This is a genomic window from Shewanella pealeana ATCC 700345 (genome assembly GCF_000018285.1).
Classification (GTDB): Bacteria; Pseudomonadota; Gammaproteobacteria; order Enterobacterales; family Shewanellaceae; genus Shewanella; species Shewanella pealeana.
In genome coordinates, this window is record NC_009901.1 from 442,421 (window position 1) to 457,914 (window position 15,494).

Genomic DNA, 15,494 nt, shown 5'->3' on the forward strand with positions numbered 1-15,494 from the left:
TTGTTTAAGTACTTACTAATTAATAGCTGTGTTCGTACTTTTGACTGATATTAGGGTAGATTTAACCCATCATCAATTTGATCATAGGGCGGGATAAAAGGGCTCGTATTTGGATCGACAATTAACGCTTCATCAGTAATAAGCTCGGCAATGATAATGCTCGCATCTGCTGAGCCATAAATACTCGATAGATCGATACCGTCGAGAACGATCATCACGCTATCTGTGCCAACTCCAAGCCCATCGGCATCAACAGTGATAGTGGTGTTGCCTCCGCTGAAGCTAAAGAATAAGAAGTCTTCTAGGTTTCCACTCTCTTCACCGATTAACAGGTCCGATAGATCTAGAACATCAATATCAGGATTAAAGTTAAATACTGTATCAGTGCTGTTATCTGCGGTGTCAGACTCCCATACAAAGAAGTCTCGTTCACCGTCATCACTGCCGTTTAACTCACCTCCATCTAGGCTGTCGTTGCCTTGCCCACCAGATAAGTAATCCCTACCAACGCCTCCGTCTAGTAGGTCATCTCCTATACCACCTATGACAAAGTCGTTATCTTCACCGCCTTGGATATTATCATCACCAGAGCCGCCAATAAGTTCGTCATTACCCGATAGGCCTATTAAAATATCATTATCTTCTCTACCGAAAATGCGATCATCTAGATTCGCCCCCGTTAAGGAATCGGTATTGGTACTACCAAAAATAAGGTTGTTGATGTTATCTGTGCCTACAACCGTTATTGAGTCATCAGCTATTTGCTCATGGGTAAAGACGGCTTCGACAAATCTAGCCTGGAAATTACCGCCATTATTATCTAGGTATGTTATGCGCCAGATGTCATTTGCTACGACAGGGTTTGCAATAATGTAATCGGCTAAAGAGGTAGTGGTTGGGTCACCGTTACCGTCGAGTAGGTAGATGGCCGAGTAGTCGACTTCAGCCTTCATTAGGCCTGAGTCGGCATCATAGCTCCAGGTGATAATGCCATCTCCATCATTGTCGGGAATGACCTCGAAGATGGCACTGCCAATTGTTAGTCTCGCTGAGACCTCCATTTCTCGGGCAGCACCGGCATTGGTATTAGCACCTCGTTCGTTAATAGGAACCGGAACCGTTACAGGAGTTTGTTGAAAATCGGTAAATAAGAGTAATGAACCACTGGCTGGATCCGAATTGAGAGCATTAGCAAACAATTCTGTTATTACTAAATCTGCATCCTGAGGATTACCTGAGGTCAGAGGGCTCGAACCATCACCAATTTGCACAGTTTGATCTGCTAGCCCATTTGCAGGGACAGAATGAATGATGAACTCTCCATCGACAGAATCTATGCCAGAGTTGACTTGGAATGTGAAAGCAAGATCGACTTGATAGTCAACATCACCATTATCGCCAGGCACGTATAGCAAGGTTTCTAATTCTGAGGCACTTAGTATTGGCGGGGAATTAAAATCAATCAGTGACAGTGTGTTATCACCATCGGCCATATAATAAATGTTACCCAATTCTACGTCAGGGTCTAACCCTTGGGTTAACAGGGTTATTGCTAAGTTCGATATGGAGATTGAGTCATTGAAGTCGATATCAGTCGGCATAGCGATGAATAGAGGGTAGCCGCTTAAATAAGGATCCGTTATCTCATTGAGAGAAGCTGGAACCCATATTTCTTTTTCAAATTCACCTTCAATGCCATCGTTGACGCCGCTAATGGTGATTGTGACTTCTTCAGTGTCATAAGCCCCGTATGTGTCGGTAACAGTAACGTCAAAACTTAAGCTAATTGATTCCGTCGCTGCGAGAAACTGTATTAGGTCATTGGCAACACTGAAATCCCAGCTATCTTGATCTGCAGAAAAGCCATCCACAATTTGATCTATTTGATCTTGGGTTAGCACCAAGCTTAAATCACCACCGCTCCAAGCAATGTCTCCCTTGTAATCTGAGCTGACTAATGCAGTATCGCCAGTGTCTACGTCTGTAAAGCTGAGTGCTCCGCTATCACTGATTAACTGGTTAACGACATTAAGGTCCTCGGTTACTGCTCCGGATGTATCTGCCGTCAGCTCAGGAATATCGTTAGTGCCCTCTAAAGTAATGGTCACGTTTTGGTCGGCATAGGCGCCGTAGTTATCTGTCACGCGCACTGTGTAATTGAGAACAACAACTTGGCCTTCAAACAGACTGTCGGCTAAATCATTATCAAGGGCGTAGGTCCATAAGCCGTTACTATCAACAGAGAACTGCCCGTATTCGGTGTTTGGTGTACCTTGTACGCTCCAAGTTTCACCGTCATTGATGTCAACATCGTCGGCGTTGAACTGTCCAGAAACGCTATCGATACCCGCAACGGGAGTGTTACCTTCATCATTGATATCAACCACACCAGCTTCTTTCACTATGCCGGCGTCAGCGCCTTCTTCAAAAGACAGCACTGGAATATCGTTGGTCCCAGTGATGGTAATGGTCACGTCTTGGTCTGCATAGGCGCCGTAGTTATCGGTCACGCGCACCGTGTAATTGAGAACAACAACTTGGCCTTCAAACAGATTGTCGGCTAAATCATTATCAAGGGCGTAGGTCCATAAGCCGTTACTATCAACAGAGAACTGTCCATATTCGGTGTTTGGTGTACCTTGTACGCTCCAAGTTTCACCGTCATTGATGTCAACATCGTCGGCGTTGAACTGTCCTGAAACGCTATCGATACCCGCAACGGGAGTGTTACCTTCATCATTGATATCAACCACACCAGCTTCTTTCACTATGCCAGCGTCAGCGCCTTCTTCAAAAGACAGCACTGGAATATCGTTGGTACCAGTGATGGTAATGTTCACGTCTTGGTCTGCATAGGCGCCGTAGTTATCGGTCACGCGCACGGTGTAATTGAGAACCACAACTTGGCCTTCAAACAAGCTGTCGGCTAAATCATTATCAAGGGCGTAGGTCCATAAGCCGTTACTATCAACAGAGAACTGCCCATATTCGGTGTTTGGCGTACCTTGTACGCTCCAAGTTTCACCGTCATTGATGTCAACATCGTCGGCGTTGAACTGTCCTGAAACGCTATCGATGCCCGCAACGGGAGTGTTACCTTCATCATTGATATCAACCACACCAGCTTCTTTCACTATGCCGGCGTCAGCGCCTTCTTCAAATGACAGCACTGGAATATCGTTGGTCCCAGTGATGGTAATGTTCACGTCTTGGTCTGCATAGGCGCCGTAGTTATCGGTCACGCGCACGGTGTAATTGAGGATCACAACTTGGCCTTCAAACAAGCTGTCGGCTAAATCATTATCAAGGGCGTAGGTCCATAAGCCGTTACTATCAACAGAGAACTGCCCATATTCGGTGTTTGGCGTACCTTGTACACTCCAAGTTTCACCGTCATTGATGTCAACATCGTCGGCGTTGAACTGTCCTGAAACGCTATCGATGCCCGCAACGGAAGTGTTACCTTCATCATTGATATCAACCACACCAGCTTCTTTCACTATGCCGGCGTCAGCGCCTTCTTCAAATGACAGCACTGGAATATCGTTGGTCCCAGTGATGGTAATGGTCACGTCTTGGTCTGCATAGGCGCCGTAGTTATCTGTCACGCGCACGGTGTAATTGAGGATCACAACTTGGCCTTCAAACAAGCTGTCGGCTAAATCATTATCAAGGGCGTAGGTCCATAAGCCATTACTATCGACTGAGAACTGCCCGTATTCGGTGTTTGGCGTACCTTGTACACTCCAAGTTTCACCGTCATTGATGTCAACATCGTCTGCGTTGAACTGTCCTGAAACACTATCGATACCCGCAACCGGAGTGTTACCTTCATCATTGATATCAACTACACCAGCTTCTTTTACTATGCCGGCGTCAGCACCTTCCTCAAAAGACAGCACTGGAATATCGTTGGTCCCAGTGATGGTAATGGTCACGTCTTGGTCTGCATAGGCGCCGTAGTTATCGGTCACGCGCACGGTGTAATTGAGGATCACAACTTGGCCTTCAAACAAGCTGTCGGCTAAATCATTATCAAGGGCGTAGGTCCATAAGCCGTTACTATCAACAGAGAACTGCCCATATTCGGTGTTTGGTGTACCTTGTACGCTCCAAGTTTCACCGTCATTGATGTCAACATCGTCGGCGTTGAGCTGTCCTGAAACGCTATCGATGCCCGCAACGGCAGTGTTACCTTCATCATTGATATCAACCACACCGGCTTCTTTCACTATGCCAGCGTCAGCGCCTTCTTCAAATGAAAGCACGGGAATATCGTTGGTACCAGTGATGGTAATGTTCACGTCTTGGTCTGCATAGGCGCCGTAGTTATCGGTCACGCGCACGCTGTAGTTGAGGACTACAACTTGGCCTTCAAACAGACTGTTGGCTAAATCATTATCAAGGGCGTAGGTCCATAAGCCGTTACTATCAACTGAGAACTGCCCGTATTCGGTGTTTGGTGTACCTTGTACACTCCAAGTTTCACCGTCATTGATGTCAACATCGTCGGCGTTGAACTGTCCAGAAACGCTATCGATGCCCGCAACGGGAGTGTTACCTTCATCATTGATATCAACCACCCCTGCTTCTTTCACTATGCCAGTGTCTGCACCTTGGGCAAAAGACAGCACTGGAATATCGTTGGTACCAGTGATGGTTACAGTGAACATTTGAGTATCAGATAAGCCGAACTCATCAGTCACTGTTATGTTAAAGATTTCAGTTTCTGTATCGCCATAACCGAGACTGTTAGCGAATTCGTTATCCAAAGTGAATGACCACGCACCTGTAGACTCGTTGAGGGTAAAGATACCGTATGGAGTAACTGGGTCATCATTGAGTTGCCAAGTAAGTACGGCACCATTATCGACGTCATCGGCGGTTAGTGTACCGCTAGCTTGTGGAATACCATCTGTTGCTATATTGCCACCGACTAAAACACCTGCTTCGGTAACATTACCCAATGCATCTTCAAATGAACTAGTGATCTCTGGAGCATCATTTTCACCTGATATGGTGATAGTTAGCGCCTGTGTGACTGAATCACCATCACTATCCGTCAGTAGATAGTTAAATGATTCGATTAGCTGTTCACCGAGAGCGAGTGATTGAATCTCCGGTAATTGGTTATTTAATTGGTAGTGATAACTACCGTCAGCAGCAATGATTAATGAACCATAAATACCCGATATAGCAGTACTCTCAGCAACGTCATTGCTACTATTCTGGCTGTTAATTATTTGGGTTACTGCAGCTAAGTCGGCACCTAGAGTATCGTTTTGTAGTACATTCCCGCCTACACCATCAAGGTTGCTTTGACTGATCACATTGATGTCATCTAAGCCGCTGGGCGCGTCATCAACAATATTTGCGGTGACGACAGAGGTTGTGCTAACTCCCTGATTATCAGTTAGCTGTAATACAAATATTTCTGCGATCGTATCAGAGTTCGAATGATCTAGCGTTGAAGATAGGGTATAGCTATAGGTTAATATTGAGTCTATAGAGTCATAGGCGCTAATGAGTAAAACGCCATTTGGAGTCGTGATGACCACAGGGCCAACAAAGTTGCCCTGTTCAAATACGACGACTCCATTAATGCTAAGGTCTTGGATCCCAGCCTGAACATTAACAGATACGTTTTCAGCCTGGGATAATTGTGCTGCTTGAGGTTCCGAACCTTGCTCTAGATGTTTCTCAAATAGGGTGACAGCACGTGCAGAGACCTTAGGTAACGCAAACTCCGTTAAAAACACGGGTAATTCATCTATCCGTGGGAGTTCAATCTGTTCAAATCCTGCGGTGTCATGGCCTGCATTGGCAAGGGTTTCGTCACCTGTACGGCCAACGGCAACATAGCCACCACCTTCATTTCCAGCTTGAGCCGTTTCACCTGCCGCTGTATCGGGTAGGTTTTCGGTTGGATCTTCACCACTAAGGATCTGAGCCTGTAAGGCTGCTATTTCAGGAACCACGACTTCAGGATCGACTGCCGCTGCTAATGCTTCGCTCGACTGAGCATCATTGTCAGTAACGATAGGGTTAATGGCTAAGTCATCTTGTGTGGCGGCGGTGCCATCACTGTATTGCAAGGTGAAAGTGGTACCAGCAGAAACGGTAAAAGTCGCATTTTGTTTTAAGGTGTCACCAAGGCGAAGTTTTACATCATCTCCTTGGTTGTTTTTGGTATTGATATCGCCGGACAGCTCAACAATTGTGGCATCCTGCTTAAGCGTATAGGTATCCATCATTAAAGTGCTCTAACTCGCTCATCCATGAGTTAAGTAAAGGGGTAGCACTACTTCGTTAGTCATTATTTTTAGGTATGTGCAGTATGAATTTTGAATAGCTCTGAGCTGTTGTCAAATCGAGGGAAGTCAAGTTGATAGTGGTGATTTAATTAGTACTTTAGTTGTATCTTGTGAATATATATATTATCAGGTGCTTAGAATACTTTTAAATGATAGAGCTGTTTCGCTAAATAAAAAAAGGCCGCCAAAAAGACGACCTTTAGTTTAAAAAAGTATAAGTGCTAACCGAGTTTAGCCGCATTACGTCTGGATTGTAACGCTCTGTTAAGCTCACCCAAGTGCTCTTGGGCATCAGCGAGAGCATGCAAACTATTCTTGTCATCTTGTAGATAACAGGCCTTTTGCCACCAGATTTTAGCTTGGTGATAATCATGATTTTGCTGATACAGCTTAGCTAAGCATGTTTGATAGTCGACGTTATTTTCAAATTGAGTTTCTAAGGCAAGCAACTGCTTTTTAGCTTCAACATCTGCTGGTGTTAGCACTTCGGCTACAGCCTTAAAAATGGATGGCGAGGCAGAGGTTTTTACTTGCTTAAGTAACATCTTCACCGCTTCATCTTTTCGTTCAAAACGGCTCAATCCAATGGCATAGAGTGCAATATATTCAGCTTGTTTTCTTTCAGCTCGAGAGAGCCAGTGCCAGCACTTTTCTAGCTCTTGCTCGTTAGCTTTAGCGGCTTGAGTTAATAGCGCCAGATTGGTTTTTAACGACAAGGCTTGGAGTGCGTCATCGGCCAGGATTTGTTTTTTACTCACGATAGGTAGTAGTAACTTCAGCGCCTGCCAATCTTGTTGTGCCTGATAAAGCTCTATAGCTAGCTTGAGCACAGGTAACTTACTCTTACTGGTCGGATTAAGCTTATCTAACTCTTCTCTCGCGGCGATTAAGTCACCTTGTTGCAATAAATAACGAGTACGAGTGGTACCTACCGCTTTAGCGGCTAGCGGTTCTAGTTGCGCCTTAGCGAGATATTCATCACGGGCTTGGTGGTTATCTTGATGGTGCGCGGCTCGAGCTGCGGCGAGTAAGTTAAGCGCTGGGATCTCACCTTTCTCTGCACCTTTTGCCATGGCTTTTTCGGCAGCAAGCCAGTCTTCTTCCGCTAACGCTAGTGCGCCAAGAAGGGTGTGTTTTCTTGCTGCTTTTTTGCGCCATCTTTCAGGAAGGTAGCGGCTACTGAGTACCATGTTTAATAGCCAAACAACAACGAACTCAACTAACTGCAATAAGCTGTAAAAGATGATGAGTGCAATGACGGCAAAAAAGATACTAGTTTCAACCTGATAGTCGCCAATCGCTAGATAAAGGTAGCCTTTGCTGCCCACAAGAAAAGGACTGATGCACAGTCCTAATAAGATAATGACAAGATAGACGAGCGCTCTGACCATTACTGCGCCTCCTCTGTCATCAAGTTGCCGTAAGTGACTAACTGATTAAGTAAATTAGATGCTTCGAAGCGTTCAATACTGGTCGTTTGGATCTTCAGTGTCTCTAAAGCATCTAAGGTGGCAAGCGTATCAATGGTTAGTTGATCTTTCAGATCGAAGTATTGAAAAATCCATTTTCTCGCTAGCTTAATTGAGTTGCGGTAATTAACCTGATCTTGACGATACAATGCAAGCTGGGCTTGCAGCAGTTTATTGCGAGTATTCTCGACTAAATACCACTGTTGGTCGGGCTCAAGTAGGGGCGCTGCATCCGTGGTGCGTTTTCTAACAATAACGAAATCATCAATCAGTGCTTGCCAAGATTTTGCTAGATTTGATTGCCAATCATCGAGTGAGTTGCTGACTTCAGTATCGGCGAGCTCATCGGCTGAGAAGTGAGTCTCTGCTCGGTTTAAAGGTAGCTTTTCTAAACCATCAATGATGCTATCCAAGGTCAACACGGTACCTGATATATCTGTGTTTTTAACTGTAGCTACAGCGGCGATATCTTTTGATAGGGCCTTTCGTAGTGGCATCAAAGAGGGATCGCGCATCGACTTAATACGCTCATCGGCCGCTCTTAATAGGCTGGTCGCAGTACTTGGATCTTTCTCTAGCCAGAGTTTCTGTCCCGCCAGTCTTACTAAGTACTTAGCTTCTTCTGCGCGCCAGTGATTAGGGTTACGCTGGGCAATAATAGAAACACGCTCTTCAAGCTGTGTTTGCTGATCGAGTGTCTGAGCCAGAGTTAAGTCGACGCTAGACTTAAATTGGTTTTGCTGCTGCTCTAGAGAGGCAATACGCTGATTTGGTTCAACGAGAACCGTTTGTAGTTTTTGCTCTAGGGTTTGCTGTAGCTCAGCAGTCTCGGCTTGCTGTGCCTGCAGTTGTTGATAGAAGTAGTATCCGCCAGCCGTTGCTGCAAAAGTCAGTAACAGTAATAAGAATAGGGTAAAGATAATCCCCCAAGGCGCAGGCTTGCTTTGAGTAAGCTGTGTTTGCACAGTACTTCCATTAGAGCTAGTGCTTTCATTGGAGTGAGTGCTTTCATTAGGCAGACTTTGGGATTCTGACTGAGTGTCGATAACGGGCTGCGCCACAGTTTGCTCAGTTGTTGGCTCTGAAGCGCTGGCGTCAGTGTTCTTGGTTTCCATTAAACAGTCCTTGAAAGCTATGCAGCAGTAAAAGCGAGTATGAACTTACGTTAGCGGCGAACTAGTTTAAAGATAACGCTGCTAACATGGCATTGGTGTTAGCGGCTGTCGCATTGCTGACATGCAAAAGATTATAAGCCTTTGCCTTTTCATATACTCGGGGGCTAGGGACTATAATATGACAAGTTTGCAGCCAAGCAAATAGCTCTTTTGGTACTGTTTTAATGAGGTTATCGAGTATTTCGCCACTGGTAATGATAATAGTGTCTATACCAAAGCTTCGCCATTGCTGACAAAGGTTAGCGCTATCAAGCGCTGGGCAGCCGCGCTTATAGACTTCCCAATAGCTGAGCTGAGCATTTCGCTTGATTAGCTCTGTGGCTAGATCTTCCCGACCACCTTGACCTCTAACGATAATAATCTGTTTGCCAGTGACATCGGCTAATGAGGTCAGGGTAAGCAAGCCTTCAGTTTGTTGGCAATCTTCTGGTGCTCTTTGGGCATCAATACCGAGCTGTTTCAACGCGGCATGGGTGGCATCGCCAACGGCGAAGTATTGCGCTGAACTCGGCCATTGGTTATCGATTGCTTGGGAGGCAAAAGCAACGGCATTGGTGCTGATGAAAATGATAATGTCGGCTAGCTTAAGCTGCTTATCGATTTGATTAGCATCAAGATTAGAAGTGGGCTGAACGTTGAGTAGGGGCGTGATGAAGTAAGAGACGTTGCGCTGAGTCAACGCCTCTTTCATCAACTGATTGCGCCCTTCAGGGCGCGTCAGTAAGATTTTCATTGAGTGTTACGCGTTCGCGTAAACAGCGTCAAGAATCGTTTTAGCACCTTTGCTTAGCAGTTCTTCTGCTAGTGCAACGCCTAGCTTCTCTGCATCGGCAGTGCTGCCTGACGATGAAGCCGTGATGATTTGGCTACCATCTGGGTTACCTACTAAACCGCGTAGGCTTAATGTGTCACCGTCGATTTCAGCGTAAGCACCAATAGGTACCTGACAACCACCTTCAAGGCGAGTATTCATTGCACGCTCAGCGGTAACACGCATACGAGTTTCAGCGTGCTCAAGCGGTGCAAGCAGGGCTTTAACACGAGCGTCATCAGTACGACACTCAATACCTACAGCGCCTTGGCCGTTTGCTGGTAGTGATTGCTCTGCTGAGATGAAGCTTGCGATTCTTTCTTCTAGCTTAAGGCGTTTAAGACCTGCGGCAGCAAGGATAATTGCGTCATAGTTGCCAGCATCTAGTTTTGCTAGACGAGTCCCGACGTTACCACGCAGATCTTTGATAACTAGATCTGGACGCGCAGCGCGAATTTGGCACTGACGACGTAGGCTAGATGTACCGACTACTGCGCCTTGTGGCAAATCTTCAATTGTCTTATAGGTATTTGATACGAAAGCATCGCGCGGATCTTCACGCTCACAAATCACTTCAAGACCTAGACCTTCTGGGAAGTCTACTGGTACGTCTTTCATCGAGTGAACAGCGATATCTGCCAGGCCTTCTAACATGGCCACTTCGAGTTCTTTAACGAATAAGCCTTTACCGCCCACTTTAGCAAGTGGCGTGTCTAAGATGATGTCACCTTTAGTGCTCATTGGTAGCAATTCTACAGTGAGACCTTCATGGATTTTTTCCAGTTCAGCTTTCACAAATTCGGCTTGCCACATGGCAAGAGGGCTCTTACGTGTTGCGATACGGATCAGATTTTGAGACATGCTCGATATTCCATCTTAGAACTTATTTGCTTCAATGCTAACACTGCCCGATTACAGATGTAACGCTCTGCTTTTGATTCTTTGAAGTTCACCCTGTTCTAAATCACTAAAAAGTGTGATCTTGATCGCATTTACTTGCTGCTGATCGGTTTGCCATATACATTAGGGGGGAGTTATATATTTCTAAGGTTGAATAAATTGTTAGAAGATATTGATAAGCTTCAACATGCAGCCCAGCGATTAGACATTATCAGATATGCTAGAGCGATAGCCTTACTGTCGCCATTAAAGCGGCATCTTCTTCGGCTTATCCCTGCTTTCTTGCATTATCATGCCCCAAAACTACCTGGTTATAATGGCCCTCTTACCCCGAGTGGGATAGTGGATTATCACACCGACTCTGAAACCCTCGATGCCTGCGAAACCCTTGAAATAGATCTGTCTACGGAAGTCGTTAGCGATACCCCTTCAATTGAGGGGATTTACAGCATGGGCAGTACTTCCAGTTTTGGTCAAAATCCCCAGAGCGATATTGATGTTTGGGTGGTGCATAGCGAGCAACTGAGTAAGGATCAATGTGAGTTACTCGCCAATAAAGCCGTCTTACTGACCCAATGGTTTGCTCAATTTGATTTTGAGGTGAACTTCTATCTGGTTCATCCTGAACAGTTTATTCGCGATCAAGGCGAGCATGCCGATCGATATAATTGTATGGGACAAGAGCACAGTGGTAGCGCTCAGCATTGGTTATTACTCGAAGAGTTTTATCGCAGCCAGTTTCGCTTAGCAGGCAAACCGATAGGATGGTGGCCCAGTGCGGGCAAATCTTCCAACTTATTATCCTTAGGCGACGCTAATGCTTTGCCTGCGAGTGAGTATTTTGGCGCCTCGCTTTGGCAGCTCTATAAGGGCGTCGACAAGCCTCATAAGGCGCTGCTTAAGGTACTTCTTCTGGAAGCTTATGCCAGTGAATATCCCCATACACGTCTTGTGAGTGAGCGGATCTGGCAGCGCACCTTAGAAGGCGACTTCTCATCCAGCAATGACGCCTATTACCTGCTCTATGAATCGATAGAGACTTATCTTTTAGGGCGTGGCGAAGGGCGCAGGCTTGAGATTGCCCGCCGCTGTTTCTATCTAAAGTGTGGTGTAAAGCTGAGTCAGAGCGATCAAGCTGTCGACTGGCGATATTACAAGATGAAAAAGCTGGTGAATCATTGGAATTGGTCTGAAAGCTTACTGAAAACCTTAGACAACTGCGAAGATTGGCATTGTGGCCAGTTGCAATGGTTTAACGAGCAGCTCAATGAGTTGATGTTGGGTAGCTACCGAACTTTGCTGCAGTTTGCCTCGACTCATAGACTCAGTGAAAGTTTGCGGATCTCAGAGTTAGGCTTATTAACCCGCAAGCTGCATACCTACTTTAGTGAAGATGCTCACCAGATCATGCGGCTCAACTCGCTCTGGAGTCGCTCCATTTTAGAGCCGTACCTGTCGGTGATCTACAGTCAGCAAGATGAGCAATATTATCTGTACCGTTGCTCTCCTGAACCGAGAAACTTCCTCGAGCACAGTGCGGTGTTTCACTCTAAGAGTAAGGCCAAGCTCCTAGTGTGGGCTAGCCTCAATGGCGTTGCTAATGATAAAACTCGTTGGTATGAAGTGCGTCAGAGTAAGCGAAAGTGTATCTATTTAACTCATGCGGCGAATCGGCTCGATGGGCTTGTGGTACATGAGTCGACTAAGGTGTCTAAGATGGCACTTTATCAGCCTTGGCATTTTCGTAAGCTAGTATTTTTGCTTAATTTTAATAGCGATCCAACCGAGAGCTGGTCGGGGCAAGATATCATGGTCGACTATATGAACAGCAATGTGTTCTCTATCGGTCGGCGCCATCAGAATATGGTGGACTCTATCGATGTGATTAGCCTCAATAGTTGGGGAGAGTGGCATTGTCATCATTTTGAGGGCGAGAAGAGCATTTTGGATGCGCTGTCGTTTGTGACTCCCGGTATGAAGCGAGCCATTGCTGATGTCTCGGTGGAGGTGATTAGCTGCTCAAGCAAGCTGCGTTCGCAAACTGAGCACACGGTGCAAGATCTGTTATCTCGAGCGGTGCGCCTTAGTCGTCAGGCGCAAAGTTCAGCGACTTTTGGCTATGCCTTGCAGGTAGGTAAGCTGCGTTATGGGCTCTTCTTCAATAATCGAGGCATGCATTACGAGAATTTAAGTGATGCTAAATCTTTTTATCAGCAATTGTCGCAACGAAAACTACTCGAATTACCTCGTCCTAGCTTGGGTGATGAGCCCTTTGCTAAACTTCCCGCAGTGATCCAAGACTATGCCGCTAAGGGGGCGGTTCAGTATTTTCTGCGGCAGAGGAAGCAAGGTTTAGATGTGTTTATCTTAGATGAGATGAATGAGCTGAATCATTATGTGCAAGAGGGAACGGATGTAAATGCGCTAGTTAATCAGCTGAGTCATTACCATACATTTGAAGATCCACTGCTGACTAAAGATAACTTTAATTTGCCGCAATTTTTTAAACTCGATCGGGTAAAAGGCGTGTTAACTGCGGTACCGTTTGGTGTGACCTTAGAGGCCTCGGAAGTCGATTTTTAAACAGATGAGCTTCAAGTTTGAAAGACTGATGGTTTGCATAAAGCTGAATGAGGAGTTACCTCCCCATCCTAGCGGCAGCATAAGATTAAAGATCTAACTTTAAGCCGCTTTGTTTGTAGATAGACTCGACTAAGAATGGCATAAATTCATGACCATTTCGTTCATCCATCCACTTGCCGTCAACATAGGAAAAATGGAATCCACCAAATTGGGTTGCCAACCAAATTTCATGCAGCGGCTCTTGTTTATTGATGACGATCTTGGATGCGCCATCAAATTCTAACTGCAGCACATTGCCTGAACCATCAACATCGACATCTGCATCTTGTTCATCAATAAGCACTTCTATCGCGTTATCAATTGTTTGAAATATGTCATCAACCAATTGATGAAATTCGAAATCTGTCATCGCCATGCTAATTATTCCTCAGATTGAGTTAATGCATTCATATTACCAATCGCAACAGCGATTACCAATCACATTAATTTTGTGGTTAATCATATGCTAAATAATCTTACTCGAGTGATATGTGATGGAAAGGTCTATATTTCAATTGGTTATTTGTTCTGTTGGTGTGCATACCTAGTACAGCAAACATCAGGATTAGTTGATTTATTTTAGGTTAGCGCTGAGATCCAGCGTCTAGTAGTGATTTATGACAATTAACTGGGGCGACTTTGGCGCTATTGATGCAAGAAAGGCCTGATATAAATGCGTTATAGGCTTGACGCACAGCGGGCTTGTCTGCAAACATCAGGATTAAGAATTTTCGCCGATAGCAAGCCGTAGTGTTATTGCTCCAAGGGTTACCGATGTTGAAAAAAATGAGACTGTTTTTGCTAGTAGGGCTTGGTAGCCTAGTACTTTTAGGTTGTGGGCAAAAAAGTGCGTTATTTAGAGCGCCGCCGCAAGACGTTAATCAGCAGGCAGCTGACAAGCAGGTGTCTGACGCTAAGCATGAGCAAAGCGAACAGAACAAAAAGGACTAAAGACGTTGGATCATTTTTTATATCAGGCAGATGAACTCTACGCGGAGCAGTGTCAAGTTGCTGAGCTTGCAAAGCAGCACGGAACACCGCTTTATATCTATTCTCGTGCGACACTAGAGCGCCATTGGCGTGCATTTGATAATGCGGTGAGCGAGCATCCACATCTTATCTGCTATGCGGTGAAGGCTAACTCAAACATTGCAGTGCTAAACGTACTGGCACGTTTAGGCAGTGGCTTCGATATTGTCTCGGGCGGTGAGCTGTCTCGTGTGATTGAAGCCGGCGGCGATCCTACTAAAGTGGTTTTCTCTGGCGTGGGCAAAACTGTCAGTGAGATGGAGATGGCACTTAACCTAGGCATCTATTGCTTTAATGTTGAGTCGGCAGCTGAGCTTGAGCAGCTTAACCTTGTGGCCTTGCGCCTAGGTAAAGTGGCGCCGGTATCGCTACGCATAAACCCTGATGTAGACGCGGGTACTCATCCCTATATTTCGACTGGCCTGAAAGAGAATAAATTTGGTATCGCGATGGAAGAGGCGGAAGCTATCTTTGCTCGTGCTAACGAATTGCCGGGTCTTGCGGTAAAAGGCGTCGATTGTCATATTGGTTCTCAATTAACTGAGATTAAGCCTTTCTTAGATGCCATGGATCGCATGTTGGCGCTAATCGATCGTTTAGCAGAGCAAGGCATCGAGATTAAGCATTTCGATGTGGGCGGTGGACTCGGAGTGACTTACGATGACGAGCAACCACCTCAACCAGATGTATACGCAGCAGCGCTACTTGAGCGTCTTGGCGATCGCGATCTCAAGTTGATCTTTGAACCTGGCAGAGCGATTGCGGCGAATGCCGGGATTTTCGTCACCCAAGTGCTATATCTGAAAGAAAACAGCGATAAGCGTTTTGCTTTAGTCGACGGCGCAATGAATGACTTGATCCGTCCATCACTTTACAGCGCTTGGCAGAAGATCGTTCCGGTTATTGAACGTGCGGGTGAAAGCCACAGTTATGACGTTGTCGGCCCAGTTTGCGAAACGGGAGACTTCTTAGGTAAAGACCGTCAGCTTAACGTTCAGGAGGGCGACTACCTTGCGGTGCGTTCATCGGGCGCCTATGGCTTTACCATGGCGTCTAATTATAATTCACGTCCACGTGCTGCAGAGCTGATGGTGGATGGTGATAAAGCCTATGTCATTCGAGAGCGAGAAAAAGTCGCTCAATTATGGCAAGGCGAGCAGATCCTGCCGTAAAC

9 protein-coding genes are annotated in these 15,494 nt (G+C 45.8%); 3 read left to right on the plus strand and 6 right to left on the minus strand.

Going from position 1 to position 15,494, the window contains the following annotated elements:
- Positions 1–50: 50 nt before the first annotated feature.
- The 5 genes from SPEA_RS01995 to hemC form a co-directional block, all read right to left on the minus strand.
- Complete coding sequence (locus tag SPEA_RS01995; RefSeq protein ID WP_012153638.1) at positions 51–6,254, minus strand: retention module-containing protein; 6,204 nt, start codon at positions 6,252–6,254, stop codon at positions 51–53.
- A gap of 281 nt (positions 6,255–6,535) precedes the next feature.
- On the minus strand, positions 6,536–7,705 hold the full coding sequence (locus SPEA_RS02000) for a heme biosynthesis HemY N-terminal domain-containing protein (RefSeq protein ID WP_012153639.1): 1,170 nt from the start codon (positions 7,703–7,705) through the stop codon (positions 6,536–6,538).
- Positions 7,705–8,898, minus strand: a complete 1,194-nt coding sequence (locus tag SPEA_RS02005; protein ID WP_012153640.1) for a uroporphyrinogen-III C-methyltransferase — start codon at positions 8,896–8,898, stop codon at positions 7,705–7,707. The genes SPEA_RS02000 and SPEA_RS02005 overlap by 1 nt, the downstream gene beginning before the upstream one ends.
- A gap of 61 nt (positions 8,899–8,959) precedes the next feature.
- The gene (locus SPEA_RS02010; RefSeq protein WP_012153641.1) at positions 8,960–9,691 is read right to left on the minus strand and encodes a uroporphyrinogen-III synthase; all 732 of its coding nucleotides are present in this window, start codon (positions 9,689–9,691) and stop codon (positions 8,960–8,962) included.
- Positions 9,692–9,697: 6 nt separating this feature from the next.
- Positions 9,698–10,630 (minus strand): hydroxymethylbilane synthase, encoded by a 933-nt coding sequence (gene hemC, locus SPEA_RS02015; protein ID WP_012153642.1) that lies wholly within the window; start codon positions 10,628–10,630, stop codon positions 9,698–9,700.
- 198 nt (positions 10,631–10,828) lie between these two features.
- On the opposite strand from hemC, the gene SPEA_RS02020 reads away from it, so the two are divergent.
- Positions 10,829–13,252, plus strand: coding sequence for a class I adenylate cyclase (locus tag SPEA_RS02020; protein ID WP_012153643.1), 2,424 nt, complete (start codon positions 10,829–10,831; stop codon positions 13,250–13,252).
- An 85-nt stretch (positions 13,253–13,337) separates the two neighbouring features.
- On the opposite strand, the gene cyaY is transcribed toward SPEA_RS02020, so the two are convergent.
- Positions 13,338–13,667 carry an iron donor protein CyaY gene (gene cyaY / locus SPEA_RS02025; protein WP_012153644.1) on the minus strand — a complete coding sequence of 110 codons (330 nt, stop codon included), beginning with the start codon at positions 13,665–13,667 and terminating at the stop codon, positions 13,338–13,340.
- 398 nt (positions 13,668–14,065) lie between these two features.
- Here cyaY and SPEA_RS23230 point away from each other — a divergent pair, with 398 nt between their 5' ends.
- Together SPEA_RS23230 and lysA are read left to right on the plus strand one after the other, a co-directional pair.
- Entirely contained in the window at positions 14,066–14,242 is a 177-nt protein-coding gene (locus SPEA_RS23230; RefSeq protein ID WP_190272091.1) for a hypothetical protein, read from the plus strand.
- Positions 14,243–14,247: 5 nt separating this feature from the next.
- Positions 14,248–15,492 carry a diaminopimelate decarboxylase gene (gene lysA / locus SPEA_RS02030; RefSeq protein WP_012153646.1) on the plus strand — a complete coding sequence of 415 codons (1,245 nt, stop codon included), beginning with the start codon at positions 14,248–14,250 and terminating at the stop codon, positions 15,490–15,492.
- Positions 15,493–15,494: the final 2 nt, after the last annotated feature.

What these genes read in the sequence shown, in the direction of transcription:
- SPEA_RS01995 (WP_012153638.1), bottom strand. Translation starts at nt 6,254, where the DNA reads ATGATGGATACCTATACGCTTAAGCAGGATGCCACAATTGTTGAGCTG.
- SPEA_RS02000 (WP_012153639.1), bottom strand. Translation starts at nt 7,705, where the DNA reads ATGGTCAGAGCGCTCGTCTATCTTGTCATTATCTTATTAGGACTGTGC.
- SPEA_RS02005 (WP_012153640.1), bottom strand. Translation starts at nt 8,898, where the DNA reads ATGGAAACCAAGAACACTGACGCCAGCGCTTCAGAGCCAACAACTGAG.
- SPEA_RS02010 (WP_012153641.1), bottom strand. Translation starts at nt 9,691, where the DNA reads ATGAAAATCTTACTGACGCGCCCTGAAGGGCGCAATCAGTTGATGAAA.
- hemC (WP_012153642.1), bottom strand. Translation starts at nt 10,630, where the DNA reads ATGTCTCAAAATCTGATCCGTATCGCAACACGTAAGAGCCCTCTTGCC.
- cyaY (WP_012153644.1), bottom strand. Translation starts at nt 13,667, where the DNA reads ATGGCGATGACAGATTTCGAATTTCATCAATTGGTTGATGACATATTT.
- SPEA_RS23230 (WP_190272091.1), top strand. Translation starts at nt 14,066, where the DNA reads ATGTTGAAAAAAATGAGACTGTTTTTGCTAGTAGGGCTTGGTAGCCTA.